General features: G+C 38.6%; 16 protein-coding genes and 2 pseudogenes. 12 read left to right on the forward strand and 6 right to left on the reverse strand.

Annotated features, from left to right (window positions below; all coding sequences use genetic code 11):
• The 4 genes from FIM66_RS04750 to FIM66_RS04765 form a co-directional block, all read right to left on the reverse strand.
• Positions 1 to 1,482: a Mur ligase family protein gene (locus FIM66_RS04750; RefSeq protein WP_140600122.1), complete on the reverse strand. Its 1,482-nt coding sequence runs from the start codon at positions 1,480 to 1,482 to the stop codon at positions 1 to 3.
• The gene (estV, locus tag FIM66_RS04755) at positions 1,469 to 2,194 is read right to left on the reverse strand and encodes a lipase EstV (protein ID WP_140490182.1); all 726 of its coding nucleotides are present in this window, start codon (positions 2,192 to 2,194) and stop codon (positions 1,469 to 1,471) included. Before estV ends, FIM66_RS04750 begins: the two co-directional genes overlap by 14 nt.
• Complete coding sequence (locus FIM66_RS04760; RefSeq protein ID WP_140600132.1) at positions 2,194 to 3,237, reverse strand: D-alanine--D-alanine ligase; 1,044 nt, start codon at positions 3,235 to 3,237, stop codon at positions 2,194 to 2,196. The genes estV and FIM66_RS04760 overlap by 1 nt, the downstream gene beginning before the upstream one ends.
• A 77-nt stretch (positions 3,238 to 3,314) precedes the next feature.
• Entirely contained in the window at positions 3,315 to 3,791 is a 477-nt protein-coding gene (locus tag FIM66_RS04765; protein ID WP_140600123.1) for a phosphatidylglycerophosphatase A family protein, read from the reverse strand.
• Between the two features lie 149 nt (positions 3,792 to 3,940).
• Between FIM66_RS04765 and FIM66_RS04770 the strand changes: the two genes are divergently transcribed.
• The 11 genes and pseudogenes from FIM66_RS04770 to sabA all read left to right on the forward strand — a co-directional run bounded on the left by FIM66_RS04770 (position 3,941) and on the right by sabA (position 17,210).
• Positions 3,941 to 5,050, forward strand: a complete 1,110-nt coding sequence (locus FIM66_RS04770; protein ID WP_140600124.1) for a pyridoxal-phosphate-dependent aminotransferase family protein — start codon at positions 3,941 to 3,943, stop codon at positions 5,048 to 5,050.
• An 8-nt stretch (positions 5,051 to 5,058) separates the two neighbouring features.
• Entirely contained in the window at positions 5,059 to 5,520 is a 462-nt protein-coding gene (locus FIM66_RS04775) for a phosphoribosyltransferase (protein ID WP_120926878.1), read from the forward strand.
• Position 5,521: 1 nt separating this feature from the next.
• Complete coding sequence (gene rimO, locus FIM66_RS04780; protein WP_140548167.1) at positions 5,522 to 6,841, forward strand: 30S ribosomal protein S12 methylthiotransferase RimO; 1,320 nt, start codon at positions 5,522 to 5,524, stop codon at positions 6,839 to 6,841.
• Between the two features lie 104 nt (positions 6,842 to 6,945).
• A pseudogene (locus tag FIM66_RS04785) lies at positions 6,946 to 8,825 on the forward strand (GTPase).
• Positions 8,815 to 10,533 (forward strand): annotated as a pseudogene (locus FIM66_RS04790) (LeoA/HP0731 family dynamin-like GTPase). The pseudogenes FIM66_RS04785 and FIM66_RS04790 overlap by 11 nt, the downstream one beginning before the upstream one ends.
• Positions 10,534 to 10,691: 158 nt before the next feature.
• Positions 10,692 to 10,943, forward strand: coding sequence for a hypothetical protein (locus tag FIM66_RS04795; protein ID WP_238700919.1), 252 nt, complete (start codon positions 10,692 to 10,694; stop codon positions 10,941 to 10,943).
• Positions 10,944 to 10,952: 9 nt separating this feature from the next.
• The gene (locus FIM66_RS04800; RefSeq protein ID WP_140490174.1) at positions 10,953 to 12,020 is read left to right on the forward strand and encodes an HP0729 family protein; all 1,068 of its coding nucleotides are present in this window, start codon (positions 10,953 to 10,955) and stop codon (positions 12,018 to 12,020) included.
• A gap of 37 nt (positions 12,021 to 12,057) precedes the next feature.
• Positions 12,058 to 13,074, forward strand: coding sequence for a tRNA lysidine(34) synthetase TilS (tilS, locus tag FIM66_RS04805; RefSeq protein ID WP_194146405.1), 1,017 nt, complete (start codon positions 12,058 to 12,060; stop codon positions 13,072 to 13,074).
• 88 nt (positions 13,075 to 13,162) lie between these two features.
• Positions 13,163 to 14,149 carry a tRNA dihydrouridine synthase gene (locus FIM66_RS04810; RefSeq protein ID WP_140490170.1) on the forward strand — a complete coding sequence of 329 codons (987 nt, stop codon included), beginning with the start codon at positions 13,163 to 13,165 and terminating at the stop codon, positions 14,147 to 14,149.
• Complete coding sequence (locus FIM66_RS04815) at positions 14,119 to 15,036, forward strand: outer membrane beta-barrel protein (protein WP_140600126.1); 918 nt, start codon at positions 14,119 to 14,121, stop codon at positions 15,034 to 15,036. The genes FIM66_RS04810 and FIM66_RS04815 overlap by 31 nt, the downstream gene beginning before the upstream one ends.
• A 227-nt stretch (positions 15,037 to 15,263) precedes the next feature.
• The gene (gene sabA / locus FIM66_RS04820; protein ID WP_202978683.1) at positions 15,264 to 17,210 is read left to right on the forward strand and encodes a Hop family adhesin SabA/HopD; all 1,947 of its coding nucleotides are present in this window, start codon (positions 15,264 to 15,266) and stop codon (positions 17,208 to 17,210) included.
• 73 nt (positions 17,211 to 17,283) lie between these two features.
• Here the strand turns inward: sabA and FIM66_RS04825 are convergent, their stop codons facing one another.
• Complete coding sequence (locus tag FIM66_RS04825) at positions 17,284 to 18,612, reverse strand: anaerobic C4-dicarboxylate transporter (RefSeq protein ID WP_140548987.1); 1,329 nt, start codon at positions 18,610 to 18,612, stop codon at positions 17,284 to 17,286.
• Positions 18,613 to 18,669: 57 nt separating this feature from the next.
• Here FIM66_RS04825 and FIM66_RS04830 point away from each other — a divergent pair, with 57 nt between their 5' ends.
• Positions 18,670 to 19,701 (forward strand): type II asparaginase, encoded by a 1,032-nt coding sequence (locus FIM66_RS04830; RefSeq protein WP_274595218.1) that lies wholly within the window; start codon positions 18,670 to 18,672, stop codon positions 19,699 to 19,701.
• A 139-nt stretch (positions 19,702 to 19,840) separates the two neighbouring features.
• Here FIM66_RS04830 and FIM66_RS04835 read toward each other — a convergent pair.
• Positions 19,841 to 19,948: outer membrane beta-barrel protein (locus FIM66_RS04835; protein WP_140600129.1), on the reverse strand; the 108-nt coding region annotated here is incomplete at its 5' end.

Genomic DNA, 19,948 nt, shown 5'->3' on the forward strand with positions numbered 1-19,948 from the left:
CTAAATGTAATTAGGGGCGTCATTAGCGAATAAAATCAAATCGCCTTGAATCGTGGTGGCTTGTAAGATATTTTCCAATTGCGCCTTATCCTTGAGTAAGATTTTTTGGGGGGTTTTTAATTTGGAGGCAATCGTTTTGGAATTCAACTCCCCTGTGATGATAGCGACATCAAAAATCTCGTCTATTTTTTGCGCTAAAGCCTCATTACTTTCTGTATTGCTTTCCACTAATCCCGGTGTTACAATGACTTTACGCCCTTCATACAAACCCGCTAAACGAATGCCCTCTAACATGCCCTTTAAATTCCCATTAAAGCTATCGTCTATGATGATTTTTTGATTCACTTCCAAAAGTTGCAAACGATGGGCAATAGGGTTGAGTTCCAAAACAAGCCGTTTGATCCTTTCGGTTTCTAATCCTAAATGCTTGGCGATTAAAATGGCTGAAGCGATATTATAAGCGTTAAATTTGCCTAAAACCTTTGTTTCAAAGCTTTCCCAAACGCTATCTATAAGCATTTCAAAAGAAGTGCCTTTTAAAGTGGATTGGATGTTTTTAACCAGGCTAGAAACATCTATTAAAGGGCTATCTTTAGGGGCATAGGGCTTGATCTTTTCCACAGAGTAACAAAAGGCTTTTTCCAAGCGTTTGGAATCCAGTAATTCCGCTTTAGTCTCGCAAATATTTTCTAAAGTTTTAAAGTATTCTAAATGCTGTTCGCCCACTTCTGCGATCACGGCAAGGTGTGGTTCAATAAGGCGGGTGATTTCTTTAATATCGCCCTTATTCCTTGCCCCGGCTTCAGCGATATAGATTTCACTCTTATTATCTAAATTCTGGTTAATGTCGTTCGCAATGCCTAAAAGGGTGTTGACGCTTTTGGGGCTTGCATGCACGTTGAATGTGGTTTGTAAGATTTGAAGCAAGAAATTTTTGGTGCTGGTTTTCCCAAAGCTTCCAGTAATGGCGATGACTTTTAAATTCTTTAAAGAGGCGATTTTATCTTTAGCGGTTTGCAAATACCGCTTGGATAGGACTTTTTCAAAGATTAAAGAAGTGCTTAAAACGAATATAAATAAACACCAATAGCCAAGCGCGAGCGAAATCCCATTCAAAGGGACTAATTCTGTGTTTAAGATTTCATGCAAGATTAAAAATAGCAATAAGAAGATAAAAAAGCGCTTCACCCTTGGCGTGAAAACTAAAGGCTTGTCGTTGCGTTTGGCCCAGATAATGAGCATGGGTATTTGAATCACGCCGCAAAAGAAATCAAAAACAAACGGCATTTTGAAAGCATACGATAGGATAAACACCCCTAAAGGCAATAAAAAATAAATCCCATGCCAACGCATTTTGTGGTGCTTGGTTAAGATCCTAAACACGCTGTAATGATACCATTGCAATAAAGTCATTATATAATAGCCAAGCCCTGTTATAAAGAGCCAACGAAACGCTAAATTCAGCCAACTAAGACTTTGCATGATAATGATTCTCCACTAGTTTTTCAATCTCTTTTGCTTGGTTTAAAAAAAAGAAATGATCCCCTTCTAACACGAATAACGCACTTCTTTTCAATAAGGTTTGCATTTTTTGAGCAGAGCTTAAGGGGGTTGCTTTATCATCTTTACCCCAAAATAATAAAACTTCCTTCTCGCATCGTTTGAAATGATCGCTAAAGTCTTCGCTAACTACTTTTTTAAAGGTTTCATACATCACTTGATTAAGCCCCATAGCGTCCTTACTCCTCAAAAACCCTAAATTCAAGCCTAATTTCTTAAAGATTTTAGCTAAAAGGATTTTACAACGCACTTTTAAGGGTTTTGGCTCTAAAATCCCGGCGCTGCTCAATAAAACCATGCGTTCGTTTTCACACAAGATCGCTACTTTCCCTCCAAAGCTATGCCCAAAAACGACATGCGCTTTTTTATCCACGCTTTTTAAGAACAGATTGATGATATTAGCATAATCTTTAGTCTCTAAAACTTTTTCATCGTTAGGGCTTTGATTGAAGCCGGGCAGATCCACATACAAATGGTTGTAATTTAAAAAACAGCCTTGAAACGCTTGCTGCATGATTTCTTTAGAACTCCCCCAACCATGCAAAAACAAGGCGTTTAAAGGGCTATGGTGGTCTATAAAAGTGTAGGAAATGTCAAAAACGCTATCCAAATAAGCGATACTGCGTTTGGCCATTACTTATTCTTTTGGATTTGCAACAAATAAGAGTTTTTGATTTGGATTTTAGGGGTTTTGGGTAACGATTGCGCTAAATTTTCTAGCGTTGTTTTAAAATCATCAAACAAATAATTCGCTAAACTGCCAGGAATGGGGTTGATCTCATTGAGATACACTTCATTTTCTATGACAAAAAAATCGCAACGGATGATCGCGCCATCAAACAAATCGTTATAGAGTTTTTTAAAATTTTCTTTTAGTTGTTCTTCTAGGGCGTTAGAAAGGTTCGCTTTAGGGGCTTTATTGCGTGAAAAATCCAAATATTTTTGTTTGAAATCTAAAAATTCCTGTTTGTTAGGCTCTTCAATATAGGAAAAACAAAAATCCTTTTTGATCTTACAGCCGGCCAAATTGTATTCTTTCACTCCCTGAATGAAAGGCTCTATTAAGACCTCTTTAGAATATTCAAACGCGCTGTCTAAAGCGTAATTTAATTCTTTTTCTTCTTTCACGACATTCACCCCTAAGGAGCTCCCGGCGTTGCTGGGTTTCACAATGAAAGGGAAATTAAACCCAATCAAATCCATAGCGTTAGCGCGGTTTTTTTCATTCAAAAGAACATAATTTAAAGTCTTTACCCCTAAATCTTTAGCGTAAAGCTTGGTTAAATATTTGTTGTAACTCAGCACGCTCGCTTCAATTCTAGGACCTATAAAAGCGATACGATAAAATTCTAACAAGCTCGCTAATTTCCCGTCTTCGCCATCGCCCCCATGCACAAGATTGATCACTAAAGGCAATTCTATTATCTTAGCCCCTAAAAATGAGTTTTTAAGCAAGCCATTATGCGTGAGCGTTAGGGGGGGTAATTTTTTTTCTTTGATTTGAGCGAAGTATTTTGAATGCATGTTGGATTCTTCAATCAAATAAAAATGGTGGTTTTCATCTAAAAAAATAAAATATTTAATCCTATCCTTTAACACTCCTTTAAGCGCGATCGCGCTCACAATACTGATTTCATGCTCAAAACTCGCCCCACCAAATAAAACGCAAAACTCCACGATCAAACTCCCTAAAAACGATTGCAATAAAGTCTATCTATATTTACCTAAAAAAAGGCTTTTGAATTTTCTTAAAATTAAAATTTAATATTGAAAAATCCCAAAATACTGATGACTAATAACGTACTCAATCCGGCTAAAACGCCCGCTAAAGCGTCATCAGCCACCACCCCTAAACCCCCTTTAACTTCTTTGTCTATTCTACCAATGAGTGAGGGCTTAGTGATATCATAGATCCTAAAAAAGATAAAACTCAAAACCACGCCCACTAACGATAACCCGCTAATCGCCATCGCCAACCACATGCCCACTAATTCGTCTATCACAATGTAAGAGCTGTCATGGATCTTGCTCTCTTCTTCTTCCTTATCTATTTGAGCGATAGCGATAAGCCCAACAAAAATCGCCCCTAAAAACAAAGTGTTAGCCGAAAAAATTAAAACGGGTAAGCCTAGTAACAACGCCACCAAACTCCCTATCGTTCCTGGAGCTTTTTTAGAATACCCGCTAAAAAAAAGGGTTAAAAAACACGCACGAAGACTAAATTTATCCAATCATTGCCTTAAATTCTTTTTAAATCATGGCATTTTAGCATTTTATTTGCATTAAAAAGCGATTTTCTTAAACAATAAGGCTTAATTTTAAGCGCGTTTTAGTATGATAGCTTTTAAATTCTCTTTAAAAATTAAAGGTTAATTTTAAAATGTTGCTTTTCACTCCAGGCCCTGTAGCCATTAATGAAGAGATGCGCTCAAGCTTTTCTCAGCCAATGCCCCACCACCGCACCAAAGATTTTGAAAAGATTTTCCAAAGCGTGCGAGAAAATTTGAAAAAAATGACCGGTTTAGAAGAGGTTTTGCTTCTAAGCAGCAGCGGGACAGGGGCTATGGAAGCGAGCGTGATTTCCTTGTGTCAAAAAGAGTTGCTGTTTGTTAATGCGGGCAAGTTTGGCGAAAGGTTTGGCAAGATCGCTAAAGCCCATTTTATCAAAGCTCATGAATTAGTCTATGAATGGGACACACCAGCTCAAGTGGATGGAGTATTAAACGTGCTTAAAGCCAACCCTAACATTGATGCGTTTTGCATTCAAGCATGCGAGTCTAGTGGGGGGTTACGACACCCTGTAGAAAAAATCGCTCAAGCGATCAAAGAAACTAACCCGAATGTTTTTGTGATTGTAGATGCGATCACCGCTTTAGGGGTTGAGCCTTTAGAAATAACGCATGTTGATGTGCTCATTGGAGGGAGTCAAAAAGCGTTCATGCTGCCTCCTGCGATGAGCTTAATCGCATTGAGCCAGAAGGCGATTGATCGCATAGAAGAACGCGATGTGGGGTTTTATTTCAATTTGAAGAGCGAATTGAAAAACCAAAAAAACAACACCACAAGCTACACCGCTCCTATTTTACACACTTTAGGGTTGCAGCGCTATTTTGAATTGGTGCAGAATTTAGGGGGCTTTGAAGCGCTCTATCAAGAGACTAAACGAGTCGCTTTAGCCACTCAAAAAGCCGTTTTAGCACTCGGTTTAAAGATTTTCCCTAAAAGCCCGAGCTTGAGCATGACAACGATTGTTAGCGAGCACGCCAAAGAATTGCGAAATCTTTTGAAAGAAAAATACCAGGTGCAATTTGCGGGCGGTCAAGAGCCTTATAAAGACACGCTCATTCGCATCAACCACATGGGGATCATTCCTGTCTATAAAACCGCCTACGCCTTAAATACCCTAGAGTTAGCCCTAAACGATTTGGATTTAAGGGAATTTGACGGCGCGGCGAACGCAACTTTTTTGAAGCAATATTACGAAATTTAAGGATCACAATGCATTATTCTTATGAAACCTTTTTGAAAGACAGCCTAGAATTAGTGAAACAAGTGGAGCGAATTTGCGGTGTCCCAGAAGCCCTTGTGTGCGTGATGCGAGGGGGCATGACTTTAGCGCATTTTTTGAGTTTGCACTGGGATTTAAGGGAAGTTTATGGCATCAATGCGATTTCTTATGACACCACCCACCGACAAAACGCCCTAAAAATTGAAAATATCCCCACGATCAAAGATCATTTAAAAACCATTTTGGTGGTAGATGAAATCGTAGATAGCGGTAATTCTTTAGAAGCAGTGCTTAAAGTGCTGCAAGACAAACACCCTGATAAAAAGTTTTATAGCGCGAGTTTGTTCCAAAAGACAAGCGCGAAATACAAAGCTGATGCGTTTTTAAAAGACGCTCCTGAATGGATTGATTTCTTTTGGGAAGTGGATTTGAAAAACTTAAAAAGCCATTAACATGCAAGTTAAAGAAAACAAACAACTTTGCTTAATCTCATTAGGTTGCTCTAAAAACTTGGTGGATTCAGAAGTGATGCTAGGCAAGCTTTATAATTACATGCTCACTAATGACGCTAAAAACGCCGATGTGATTTTGATCAACACTTGCGGGTTTATTGAAAGCGCTAAACAAGAGAGTATTCAAACCATTCTCAACGCCGCTAAAGACAAAAAAGAGGGGGCGATTTTGATTGCGAGCGGGTGCTTGAGCGAGCGCTATAAAGATGAGATCAAAGAGTTGATTCCTGAAGTGGATATTTTTACCGGCGTGGGGGATTATGACAAGATTGATATTTTGATCGCTAAAAAACAAAACCAATTCAGCGAGCAAGTGTTTTTAAGCGAGCATTATAACGCGCGCATCATCACGGGCTCGAGCGTGCATGCTTACGTTAAAATTTCTGAGGGCTGTAACCAAAAATGCTCTTTTTGCGCTATCCCTAGCTTTAAGGGGAAATTACAAAGCAGGGAATTAGACTCCATTTTAAAAGAAGTGGAGGATCTGGCCCTTAAAGGCTATAAGGATATGACTTTTATCGCTCAAGATTCTAGCTCATTTTTATACGATAAGGGGCAAAAAGACGGCTTGATCCAGCTCATTAGAGCGATTGACAAACAGCAAGCCTTAAAGAGTGCTCGCATTTTATACCTCTACCCCTCTAGCACCACTTTAGAGCTGATTGGCGCGATTGAAGACTCGCTTATTTTTCAAAATTATTTTGACATGCCCATCCAGCATATCAGCGACTCCATGCTTAAAAAAATGCGCCGCAACTCCAGCCAAGCGCACCATTTAAAGCTTTTAGATGCCATGAAGCAGGTTAAAGAAAGCTTTATAAGAAGCACGATCATTGTAGGGCATCCAGAAGAAAATGAGGGCGAATTTGAAGAATTGAGCGCGTTTTTAGACGAGTTCCGGTTTGATCGATTGAATATTTTTGCTTTCAGCGCAGAAGAAAACACGCATGCCTATTCTTTAGAGAAAGTGCCTAAAAAAATCATTAACGTCCGCATTAAAGCCTTGAATAAAATCGCTTTAAAACACCAGAACCATTCTTTTAAGGCTTTATTAAACAAGCCCATTAAGGCGTTAGTGGAAAATAAAGAGGGCGAGTATTTTTACAAAGCTAGGGATTTGAGATGGGCGCCTGAAGTGGATGGGGAAATTTTAATCAATGACAGCGCCTTAACCACCCCTTTACAACCTGGGCATTACACGATTGTGCCTAGCGCGTTTAAAGACAATATCTTACTCGCTAAGGTTTTAAGCCCTTTTTAAAAGTTAGCCATAAGGCTAAAAGCGCGGCTAGAGCGTGGCTAGAGGGTGGGGTTTGCGTTTTTTTTGTTAAAATGCGCAAGAAAAATCCGCTCGAGGCATGCAAAATGAAAAACATTTATCTTGGCGTAGAAAAGAGCATTAAAGATCTTCAAAATATTTTCAAAAACGCTGATGACAAAGATGAAAAACTGAAGCGATTCAACCAAGAAGCGTTGGAGTTGTTTCAAAAATTAGAATTTAAAAGTTTAAAAGAGCTTGAAAGCTTGAAAAATAATGAAGAGTGGGAAAATTTTACCATTGCCTTTTATGGGGAAACCGGTGCGGGGAAATCAACCCTTATTGAATGTTTGAGGCTGTTTTTTAAGAACAAAGTAAAATAAATCAACAAGAACGATTCAAGCGGCTTTATTCCAATTACCAAGAGAATTATCAAAATGATGAACGCAAAAAACAAAATATTTTAAACGAACTTCATTCATTGCAAGATGGAGCGATTATAGGCGATGGGAGGAGCGATTTCACTTTAAAAACACAATCTTATCCTTTCCAATACAACCATCAAAACTTTATTTTGCTGGATGTGCCAGGGATAGAAGGCAGAGAACAAAAAGTGATCGATCAGATTTCTAACGCAACGCAAAAAGCCCATGCTATTTTTTATGTTATCAAAACGCCTAATCCTCCGCAAAAAGGAGAAGAAAGAAAAAGGGGAACGATTGAAAAAATCCAAAGACAGCTTGATTCGCAAACAGAGATATGGACGATTTATAACAAACCGATTAATAGCCCAATAGCCTTAAAAGATGAGCTTGTTAATAAAAGCGAAAAAGAAAGCTTAAAAATTTTAAATAAAGAGATGAAAAACATTTTAGGCAAACACTACATGGGCTATAAAGCAGTGAGTGTTCAAATGGCTTTCTATGGTCTTTCATCGGCGTTGCTGCCAGAGAGTGATTTTTACAAAAACAAACAAAAATTTTTAGATTTTTTTAAAACGGAAGAATGGTTATTGTATAAATCCCGTTTCCAACAATTAGGAGAATTTATAACCGAAGCTCTTCTTAAAAACTCGCGCGCCAAAATCATAGAATCCAACTGCAATAAAGCCTTAAAAGTGGTAGAAGAATTACAAAATACGATAAAAACCACGATTGAAAAACAGATCGATCCAATGATTAAAGACATGCAAGAACACCAACAAGAAGATCGCTTTAATTTGGATCGTTCTAAAGAAAAATTTATATCAGATTTGGAAAATTCAGCGGCTAGAAAAATCAATCAATTCGAATTTAATTTTAGAAAAGAAATGCATGAACGCATTGAAAGAGGTATTGGAAATAATGAATGTAAAGAAATTTTTAAAAATGAATGTGAACAAAGAGAGACAAAATTGATTGAAGACATAGAACGGCGGTTCAAAGAATGCGAGGAACAATTCCGTGGAAGTGTAAGAAAAAATATTGAACAACTTGAAGAAAGGGTTCAAGATTCTCTAGCGATTGTAGAACGCATCAATAATCTTAGTCTTAATCCTAATGCTGATTTTAATATGGATAACGGCATTGATACAATGGGCTTATTGGCTTCAATAGGAGGTTTGGTGTTGCTTGGGATAGTTAATATTTGGAATCCTGTGGGTTGGGTTGAAATAGGTATAGCGGGTCTTGTAGCATTAGTGGGGGCAGTTAAAGCATTGTGGAATGTTTTTAATCCAGATTATAAAAAATCCCAACAAAAAAAAGAAGTGGATAAGAATTTACATCAAATTTGTGAAAAAATTGCAGAGGATGTGAAAAGCCGACTTGAAAGTCGCAAAAAAGACATACGGGAAAAGATTAAAAAACTCAAAGCCGATCTTAACGAACCTGTTGAGAATTACGAATACAAGAAAGAAAGGTTAAAAGAAGCTGATAAAAGATTAGGATACATCTCTCATAACATCCATCTAATAATATCAAAACAAGGATCGCACAATGAAGAATGAAACGCTAGAACAATTTAAAAGAAATCAAAAGAGGAATCAAGAAAATCTTAAAAAATTGCTTGATTTTGTCCATGTTGGGGAAAAATACGGCATTGAGGTTAAAGAGTTTCTCAAAGACAAGATTCGTAATGCGATGGAAAATGTTGCCGGTCAAAAACTTAAAGTGGCTTTAGTGGGAGGTTTTTCTTACGGGAAAACATCCATAGCGGCAGCGTGGATCGATCGGCTAGACAAGAGCATGAAGATAGACCACAAAGAATCCAGCGATGAAGTTAAAATCTATCACATAGATGATGAAATTGAGCTGGTTGACACCCCGGGACTATTCGGGTTTAAAGAAAAAATAACTGATAGCGGCAAAATAGAACGCTATAAAGATATTACGAAAAAATATATCAGCGAAGCCCATCTCATTTTATACGCGTTCAACCCGTCAAACCCCATCAAAGAAAGCCATAAGGACGATTTGAATTGGTTGTTCAGGACGCTCAATCTTTTATCCAGGACGATATTTGTCATCAGCCGTTTTGATGAAGAAGCGGATATTGAAGATGAAGAAGATTACAACAAAAGATTTAAGATTAAAAAAGAAAACATTCAAAACCGACTGAATGATTTGATTTCTTTAAGCGAAGAAGAAAAAGAAAGTTTGATTATTGTCGCTGTTGCGGCAAACCCTTTTGATTTGGGGGTTGAACACTGGCTAAAACATAAAGAAGAGTTTCAAAAACTCTCACACATCAAAGTCTTGCAAGACGCGACTCAAAAAAAGATTAAAGAAAATGGCATGAAATTAACCATCATAGAAGAAGCCAAAAAAAGCGTCATTCAAGATGTTATCTATAGGCAAATGCCACCCGCAAAACAAGCGTTGCAAGATATTAATAGAGAAATGGAATATTTGAATAAAACGCTTGAAAAAAGGCGAAAGGACATTCAAGATTTAAATAAAGAAATTTCTCAATCCCGCATTCATTTAAGAGAATTTATAATAAGGTATTTTAGCGATCTCATCCGTCAAATTTCTGGCACCAGCCTAGAAACCTTTAATGATTTCGTTATAAGAGAAATAGGCGATGAAGGTATCAATATAGACACAAGAGTCCAAAATGAATTTGAAAGGCAAACGCAAGGGATTTCAAATGAAATCGCTAAAATCGGAACGACTTTTAACGCTGATATGAATCCTTTTGAAAAGCATGCCGGGACATTTGGAAAGATTGGAATCAAACTTTTAGAATAAAGCAAGTTTATCAATGCAACTAATATCAAAGCGGCTAGAGATGGGATAGTGGCTGTGGCAAGATTTACAGGCATAGATTTGGCTTTAAAATTCAAACCTTGGGGCGCTGTCAAATTGGCAGGCAATTTGAACAAAGCTTTACCGCTTATCGGTCTTGCTTTTGAAGCATGGGATTCTTATAACAAATACCAAAAACAACAAGAACTTGAAGAAGCTAAAGAAATGAAATCTAATTTTGACGGACAAAAACAAGAAATCTTAGCTCTCATCAACGATGAAACCAGATTCAAACAAACATGTTTCCCGAGCGTGTTTGAACTGGAAAAATGCATCCAAGCATGCGAAGAAAGCGTTAAAAAAACGCAAGAGTGCGATCAAGAATTTGAAAAATGGATTCAAACCGGCGAAGATTTTATCAAGGGCGAAGATATTATAGATGTTGAGCCTAAAAGAGGAATGAACTGAATTTGTGCTAAAATTTCAAAAACGCATCAAAAAGGCTTTTTGGCTAAGCTTGAAACGGGTTAATCCAACAAGTGGCATTTTAAATCTTTTAATAAGGAAAGGCGATGTTTTCTAAAATTTGCACATCTTTTAAGCTTGCCAACGCATTCAAAGGCTTTATATGCAAACGCATTTCAAGCCCTGGGCAAAGCACTCGCATTACCAAGATGGTTTTGGGTATCAAAGACGCTTTCAATGACGATAAAGATTCATTGAATAACGCTTGTGAAGCTTTGGATTTGGTAGTGAAGTTTAAGAAAGAGCACCCGCAAGACTTTAACGAATTGTTTGAAATTTTAAAAGATCTCATCCAAGAATACGAACAAAATCCTGACGAGATCAAACAAAACCTCAAAGAAATCCTAAAATAAGCTCAAGGCATGAACCACCTTTTAATCCTGTATAACCCTTACTATCAAAAAGATGTGATCCAACAACATTTAAGCGTTTTGCAGGAAAAATCCCAAGTGGGCTTTGGTAAAATCCGATCCAAGCTCAACGATCAAGAAAAGCACGACTCTTTAGAAAAGATTTACAAAGCCACCAACGAAAAAAATTTTTTGCAGCTTTTTTTGACCGATTACGCTAATTTATTTGTCGCTAAGGTGATAAAGGTTTCTAAAGATATTGATGAGAGTTTGATCCCTAGCTATTATAAAGAAAAAAATTTGGAAGTGGAAGACTTTTTTATTATCAGCGATTTAAGGGAATTAGTCAGGGAAGATTTTAGCCTTTTAAGGGATCAATTTTTAGCCAATTTCATCGCGCCCAACAACCACACTTACGCTATTTATGGGAATAATTATGTCTATCCTTTGCCGGTGAGATTAAAAAAAGAGCGTTCTTATTTTTTAGGCGATGAAAAGCATTATCTGAGCGTGTATAAAAGCAAAGAATATTTAATGATGCAAGAAAATTTCATGCGTTTTGTTTTTGGCAAAAGGCTTTTTTACCTCTTACACCCTGACAGCATCAATAACATCATTCATGCAGAATTAGAGCTTTTAGAAAGCGAAAACGATCTTTTGAATGATTTTACCAGCATCATCGTCAAATACTCCAAAACCTTAGAATACGAAATTTATCTTTTTGCTAAACAAGTTCTTTTAAAGGCTTGCACAAAAGATCCCAGCCTTTATGATCTGACTTACAAAGTCCAAGGAAAATCTTTGATACTTGAAGATTTTTTCACTCAAAAGCCCAATCTTGGGAGCGTTAAATTTTTACTCATACACGAAAAAATCCAATGCTATTTAGAAGAAAACTTAAACCGATTCATCAATTACCCTTTTTCAAAAAGTCTCACCCTCATTCAAAAAATCCGCAATGAAGCCGTCCACAAAAAAGCTCTAGGTTTGCATGAAGTGGAAAAGCTCAGGAATGAAATTTTAGGCATAGAAAGCGTAAGCTTGTTAAAAGGCATTTTAACCCACAAGAAAATTTCATGAAAGAATGCGATGAATTGAATCTATGCTTAATGCCGATTTGACAGTGCGAGATTTTAAACCCTATTTAGAGCCTTTAAGAGAGGGGAAAAATTTATTGGGTTTTTCGGGTGGATTGGATTCTACTTGCTTGTTTTATCTTTTAGTTGGAGAAAACATCGCTTTTGACATCGCTTTAGTGGATTATAACACGCAAAAACAACGCCTTGAAATCATCCAGCACGCTCAAAAACTCGCAAAAACGCACCATAAAAAATGCTATATCCATCACGCTCCAAAGATTGCGCGCAATTTTGAAATGCAAGCGAGAAAGATCCGTTATGATTTTTTTGAAACCCTAATCAAAGAGCATTCTTACAAGCATTTGATTTTAGCGCACCATTTGAATGACAGGCTGGAATGGTTTTTGATGCAATTGAGCAAAGGTGCCGGACTAAACACGCTTTTAAGCTTTCAAGCTTATGAAAAAAGAGGGTTTTATGCGATTGTTCGTCCCTTGCTTTACACTCCTAAAGACACCCTTAAAACGCTCGCTAAAGATTGGGAATTTTTTGAAGATGATTCTAATTCTTCTTTAAAATTCAAACGCAATTGTTTCAGGAAACATTACGCTAACGCATTGATGCAAGATTATTCTAAGGGCATTATCCAAAGTTTTAAATTTTTGGATCAAGAAAAAGAGCGGCTTTATCCTTTGATTTCCGTTTCACAAATGCATGGGATCACTTTTTTCAAGTATTCGCAAAACGCGCTTTTTATGGTGGATAAAATCTTAAAGCAAAAGGGGTATGTGTTGAGCTTTTCTCAAAAAGAAGAAGTCAAACGCCATTTTTTTAGCTTAGAAATCGCTCAAAAATTCATCATTGAAAAGGATAAAGAGCATGCGTTCATCGCTCTTAAACCCCCAAAAACTTTAAGCATGCCAAAGGATTTTAAAGACAGAGCCAGGAGGCTGAATATCCCTAAACGCTTAAGGCCTGTTTTATACGCAGAGTTTTTAAAACAACCAACGCATGATTTTTTAACCCGTTTCAAACAGAGTTTAATGGATCTGTAAAAGTTAATTTTAATCAAGCGATAAGTTTTAAAGCGCTTTTTAACCTTGATTGTGTCAAAATACAGCAAAAACTTTGATATGAGAGCGGATGGACTTTAAGAATAAAAAATGGCTTTTTCTAGCCCCTCTAGCAGGCTATACGGATTTGCCTTTTAGAAGCGTGGTGAAAAAATTTGGCGTGGATGTTACCACAAGCGAAATGGTGAGCTCGCATTCGTTAGTGTATGCGTTTGATAAAACTTCTAAAATGTTGGAAAAATCCCCTTTAGAAGATCATTTCATGGCGCAAATTTCAGGCTCTAAAGAAAGCGTAGTCAAGGAAGCGGTGGAGAAAATCAACACTTTAGATCATGTGAGTGGGATTGATTTTAATTGCGGTTGTCCTTCCCCTAAAGTGGCTAATCATGGTAACGGGAGCGGGCTATTGAAAGATTTAAACCACTTGGTGAAGATTTTAAAAGTGATTAGAGAAAATACCAATAAAAAGATCACAAGCGTGAAAGTGCGTTTAGGCTTTGAAAAGAAAATCCCTAAAGAAATCGCTCATGCCTTGAATGATGCGCCGGTGGATTATGTGGTGGTGCATGGGAGGACACGAAGCGACAAATACCAAAAAGATAAAATGGATTATGAAAGCATCGCTTTAATGAAAGGGATTTTAAAAAAGCCTGTGATAGCCAATGGCGAAATTGACAGCGTGAAAAAAGCCTTTGAAGTTTTGCAAATCACGCAAGCTGATGGGCTAATGATAGGGCGAGCGGCCTTAAGAGCCCCATGGATATTTTGGCAAATCAGAAACAACACCACCGAATTGCCCGCAGTCGTGAAAAAAGATTTGGTTTTAGAACATTTTGATAAAATGGTGGAGTTTTATGGGGATAGGGGGGTAGTGATGTTCAGGAAAAATTTGCATGCTTACGCTAAAGGTGAAATGCAAGCGAGCGCGTTTCGTAATTGTGTCAATACCCTTACAGAAATAAAGAGCATGCGAGAGAGCATAGAGGAATTTTTTAATCAAGAAATGTTGCAAAGTGAAGTGCCATTATGGGTAGAATTGAATCAAAAAAGCGTTTGAAAGCGCTTGTTTTTTTAGCCAGCTTGGGGGTTTTGTGGGGCAATAGCACTGAAAAAACGCCTTTTTTTAAAACAAAAAACCACATTTATTTGGGTTTTAGGCTAGGCACAGGGGCTAATACGCGCACAAGCATGTGGCAACAAGCCTATAAAGACAACCCCACTTGCCCTGGTAGCGTGTGTTATGGCGAGAAATTAGAAGCCCATTATAAGGGGGGTAAAAACCTGTCTTATACCGGGCAAATAGGCGATGAAATAGCTATTGATAAATACCATATTTTAGGATTAAGGGTGTGGGGGGATATAGAATACGCTAAAGCGCAATTAGGTCAAAAAGTGGGGGGTAATACCCTTTTATCCCAAGAAAATTACAACCCAAGCGCGATTAAAACCTACGATTCTGTTTCAAACACTCAAGGCTCTTTAGTTTTGCAAAAAACCCCAAGCCCTCAAAGCTTCCTTTTTGATAACGGGCATTTCATGGCGTTTGGCTTGAATGTGAATGTGTTTGTCAATCTCCCTATAGACACCCTTTTAAAACTCGCTTTAAAAACAGAAAAAATGCTGTTTCTTAAAATAGGCGTGTTTGGTGGAGGTGGGGTGGAATACGCTGTGTTATGGAGTCCTAGTTATCAAAATCAAAACACGAATCAAGACGATAAATTTTTTGCCGCAGGTGGGGGGTTTTTTGTGAATTTTGGAGGCTCTTTGTATATAGGCAAGCGCAACCGCTTCAATGTGGGGCTTAAAATCCCTTATTACAGCTTGAGCGCGCAAAGTTGGAAAAACTTTGGTGCTAGCAATGTGTGGCAGCAACAAACGATCCGACAAAACTTCAGCGTTTTTAGGAATAAAGAAGTTTTTGTGAGCTACGCGTTCTTGTTTTAGTGCGGTTTCGTTCCCATTGAATACTGATGGTAAAATTCAAAAGATGATTTTATCGTTACAAAAATCAACGCTTCAAAGATAAATAGGTTAAAATACCCCAAAATCCTTTTTTTTTTTTTGAAATACAATAAGTTCATGGTAAAATCCAATCTGTTTTAGATTTATTACCATTTCAGAATATTTTAGCAACAACAACATTACTTTAAGGAACATTTTATGAAAAAACGATTTTTACTCTCTCTCTCTCTCTCTCTCTCGCTTCATCGCTCTTAAACGCTGAAGACAATGGCTTTTTTGTGAGCGCGGGCTATCAAATCGGCGAAGCGGTGCAAATGGTCAAAAACACCGGTGAATTGAAAAACTTAAACGACAAATACGAGCAATTAAACCAGTATTTAAATCAAGTGGCTTCGTTGAAGCAAAGCATTCAAAACGCCAACAACATTGAGCTGGTCAATAGCTCTTTAAACTATTTAAAAAGCTTTACCAACAACAACTATAACAGCACCACCCAATCGCCCATCTTCAACGCCGTGCAAGCCGTTATCACTTCGGTATTGGGTTTTTGGAGTCTTTATGCAGGGAACTACTTCACTTTTTTTGTGGGCAGTGGTAACCAAGCCTCTAGTGTTCAGGGTAACCCTCCTTTTAAAACGGTTACAGAGAACTGCTCAGGAATTGAAAACTGCGCTATGAATCAAACCACTTACGACGAGATGAAAAAACTCGCTGAAAGCCTCCAAGCAGCTCAAACAAACGCTACCACTAAAGCGAACAATCTTTGCGCTTTATCCGGATGCGCTGCAACAGACTCAACATCAAACCAACCAAGCTCAACCGTAAGCAACGCTCTTGAAACCGCACAAAAGCTTATGGACTTGATTGCAAACACTAAGACGGCTATGATGTGGAAAAATATCGTCATCAGTGGCGTTTCAAACGCGTCCGGTGCTATCACATCCACTAATTACCCAACGCAATACGCGGTGTTTAACAACATTAAGGCGATGATTCCTATCTTGCAACAAGCGGTTACGCTTTCTCAAAATAACCACACCCTATCTGCTAGTTTGCAAGCTCAAGCTACAGGATCTCAAACAAACCCTGAATTCGCTAAAGACATCTACGCTTTCGCTCAAAACCAAAAGCAAATCATCTCTTACGCTTCAAGCATTTTCAACCTCTTTAATTCTATCCCTAAAGATCAGTATCGCTATTTAGAGAAAGCCTACTTGAAAATACCCAATGCGGGTTCAACGCCTACTAACCCTTACAGACAGGAGGTGAATTTGAACCAAGAAATTCAGACGATCCAAAACAATGTGAGTTATTATGGTAACCGGGTGGATGCGGCTTTAAGCGTGGCTAAAGATGTTTATAACCTAAAATCCAATCAAACAGAGATTGTAACCACTTATAACGATGCTAAGAATTTGAGCGAAGAGATTTCTAAACTTCCCTATAACCAAGTCAATACAAAAGACATTGTTACACTACCTTACGATAAAAACGCCCCAGCAGCGGGCCAATACAACTACCAAATCAACCCAGAGCAAGCATCCAATCTTTCTCAAGCTTTAGCAGCGATGAGCAATAACCCCTTTAAAAATATAGGAATGATCAGCTCTCAAAACAATAACGGCGCTTTGAACGGGCTTGGCGTGCAAGTGGGTTATAAGCAATTCTTTGGCGAAAGCAAAAGATGGGGGTTAAGGTATTATGGCTTCTTTGATTACAACCACGGCTATATCAAATCAAGCTTTTTCAATTCTTCTTCTGACATATGGACTTATGGCGGTGGGAGCGATTTGTTAGTGAATATCATCAACGATAGCATTACAAGAAAGAACAACAAGCTTTCTGTGGGTCTTTTTGGAGGTATCCAACTAGCAGGGACTACATGGCTTAATTCCCAGTACATGAATTTAACCGCGTTCAATAATCCTTACAGCGCGAAAGTTAACGCTTCCAATTTCCAATTTTTGTTCAATTTAGGCTTGAGAACCAATCTCGCTATGAAAAAGAAAGAAGATAGCGAACATTCCGCGCAACATGGCATTGAATTGGGTATTAAAATCCCCACCATTAACACGAATTACTATTCTTTTTTAGGTGCTCAATTGCAATACAGAAGGCTCTATAGCGTGTATCTCAATTATGTGTTCGCTTACTGAGTGATTCAAGCTCTCTTTTTTAAGGGGGTTTAGAAAAACCGCAACACCAAGCTTTTATCGTTGGTGGTAAAATCTACAAAAATAGCGGCACAACAACAAACCCTAACGCCACGCTCAAAGACACGACTAAAACCCCAGGGATTAAAAACGCATGATCAAACACATAACGGCCCATTTTAGTGGTGCCGGTGTTATCCATAGCGATCGCTCCTAGTAAAGTAGGGTAAGTGGGTAACACAAACAACGCCGAAACGCTCGCAAAAGAAGCCACGATAATATACAAATGCTCTGTGTGATTAGCGCTAATGCCTAAGGCTGTGATCACGCTTGGAATGAGCGCTTTAGAGGTGGCGGCTTGCGAATACAAAAGCATGGAAGCCAAAAAGAGTGCTACGGCTAATAAAAACGGGTAATCTGCAATCAAAAAAGAAGCGTATCGCTTGATTTCATCTATATGATTGCTCACAAAAGTATCGCCCAACCATGCCACGCCCAACACGCACACGCACGCTTGCATGCCGGATTTAAACACGCTTGAATGAGCGATTTCATTAGCATTAATCTTGCAAAAAATCACAATTAAAGTCGCCACGCTCAACATGAAAGACACAATCGCGTAATCTCTGCCTAAAACCACCGGGTTAATTAAGGCGATATTTTTGGAAATCGCGCTCGCATAAAAAACGATCGCTACAACCCCACCGATAAAAATCCATAGCGATAATTTCGCGCTTTTTGAGGTTTCTTTTTCTTCTTTGATTTTAGGGGGCGAAATTTTGCCCGCTTTCAAGCGCTCTAAATAATGCGGATCACTATCTAACTTTAAATCAGTAAAACCCATAATAAACGCTGTGAGCATGCATGCTAAAAAAGTCGTAGGGATCCAAACCATTAAAAGGGTGAGATAATTTGCTCCTAAAGGCTCTAAAATACCGCTCATAAACACCACAGCCGCGCTCACCGGGCTTGCGGTAATAGCGACTTGACTAGAGACTACCGCTAAGCTTAAGGGTGCTTTGGGTTTGATGTTTTGGCTCTGGCTCACTTCCACAATCACCGGGATCAAGGAAAAAACCGTATGCCCAGTGCCGGCTAGTATCGTTAAAAAATACGCCACGCTTGGCGCTAAATAGTTGATTTGCTTGGGGTGTTTCCTTAAAATTTTTTCAGCGATTTTGACTAAGTAATCCAAGCCCCCCGCTTTTTGCATGGCGCTAATAGCGCTAATGACTGCCATGATGATTAAAATCACATCAAAAGGGATTTTGCCCGGGTTTAGCCCCAAAAATAAGCACAAAACAAGCACGCCCAAGCCCCCCGCATAGCCCACTCCCAAGCCCCCTAGTCTTGCCCCTAAAAAAAGCGAAAAAAGTAACACGATAATTTGAAAAAAGGCATCCACAACTAACCCTTTTTAAATTTATTTTAACAACGATTCACTATACTACAAAATCTTTAAATCCTTTTATTTTGTTTGAAAGGGCAAGTCATGGCTAAAAATTTACCCACCATCGTTTTACTAACGACAGGGGGGACGATTGCCGGGAGCGGCGCGGGCAAGAGTTTGGGCCGTTATAAGAGCGGTGAGTTGGGTATCATAGAGCTTTTGAAGGCTATCCCTAATCACCTTATTAAGATCACTCGCATTCTAGGGGAGCAGATTTCTAACATCGGCTCACAAGACATGAATGAAGAGGTATGGTTCAAGCTCGCTCAACGCGTTCAAGAATTGCTCAATGATAGCCGTATTCAAGGCGTGGTCATCACGCATGGCACGGACACTTTAGAAGAGAGCGCGTATTTTTTAAATTTGGTTTTACGCTCCACAAAACCGGTGGTGTTAGTGGGAGCGATGCGTAATGCTTCTTCTTTGAGCGCGGATGGGGCTTTGAATTTGTATAACGCGCTGAGCGTAGCGATCGATGAAAAAAGCGCGAATAAAGGCGTGTTGGTGGTGATGGATGATAGTATTTTTAGCGCTAGGGAAGCGATTAAAACGCACACCACCCACACTTCCGCCTTTAAAGCCTTAAATAGCGGTGCGATAGGGAGCGTGTATTATGGCAAGGCGCGTTATTACATGCAGCCTTTAAGAAAACACACGATAGAGAGCGAATTTTCCATTTTAGAGCTCAACCCCCCCTTGCCTAAAGTGGATATTATTTACACGCATGTCGGCATGACCCCTGATCTATTCCAAGCGAGCCTAAACTCGCATGCAAAAGGCGTTGTGATAGCCGGGGTGGGTAATGGGAATGTGAGCGCTGGGTTTTTAAAAGCGATGCAAGAAGCGAGCGAAATGGGGGTGGTTATTGTTCGTTCTAGCAGGGTAGGCAGCGGTGAGATTACTTCAGGCGAGATTGATGACAAGGCTTATGGTTTCATCACAAGCGATAACTTAAACCCCCAAAAGGCTAGGGTGCTTTTACAACTCGCTCTAACTAAAACGAATGATAAGGCAAAAATCCAAGAAATGTTTGAAGAGTATTAAACGATTCTCTTAGATCACTCAATTATCAAAGATAATTGGGTGATTTGGTTTATTTTGTTTTTGACTTTATTTTCATCAAATATTGATAACTATCAAAATAGATTTGATGAAGCTCCCCCTTTTTTTAAAAAGAGGGTTTTTAATAAGCAAACACATAGTTGAGATACACGCTATAGAGTCTTCGGTATTCCAATTTAGTTCCCAAGTAAGAATAGTAATTCGTGTTAATGGTAGGGATTTTCACGCC

This window comes from Helicobacter pylori (genome assembly GCF_006439795.1).
Classification (GTDB): domain Bacteria; phylum Campylobacterota; class Campylobacteria; order Campylobacterales; family Helicobacteraceae; genus Helicobacter; species Helicobacter pylori_CR.

Bases quoted from the DNA above. Each gene is read 5' to 3' on its own strand.
- FIM66_RS04750 (WP_140600122.1), bottom strand. From the start codon at position 1,482: ATGCAAAGTCTTAGTTGGCTGAATTTAGCGTTTCGTTGGCTCTTTATA.
- estV (WP_140490182.1), bottom strand. From the start codon at position 2,194: ATGGCCAAACGCAGTATCGCTTATTTGGATAGCGTTTTTGACATTTCC.
- FIM66_RS04770 (WP_140600124.1), top strand. From the start codon at position 3,941: ATGTTGCTTTTCACTCCAGGCCCTGTAGCCATTAATGAAGAGATGCGC.
- FIM66_RS04775 (WP_120926878.1), top strand. From the start codon at position 5,059: ATGCATTATTCTTATGAAACCTTTTTGAAAGACAGCCTAGAATTAGTG.
- rimO (WP_140548167.1), top strand. From the start codon at position 5,522: ATGCAAGTTAAAGAAAACAAACAACTTTGCTTAATCTCATTAGGTTGC.
- FIM66_RS04800 (WP_140490174.1), top strand. From the start codon at position 10,953: ATGAACCACCTTTTAATCCTGTATAACCCTTACTATCAAAAAGATGTG.
- FIM66_RS04810 (WP_140490170.1), top strand. From the start codon at position 13,163: ATGGACTTTAAGAATAAAAAATGGCTTTTTCTAGCCCCTCTAGCAGGC.
- FIM66_RS04815 (WP_140600126.1), top strand. From the start codon at position 14,119: ATGGGTAGAATTGAATCAAAAAAGCGTTTGAAAGCGCTTGTTTTTTTA.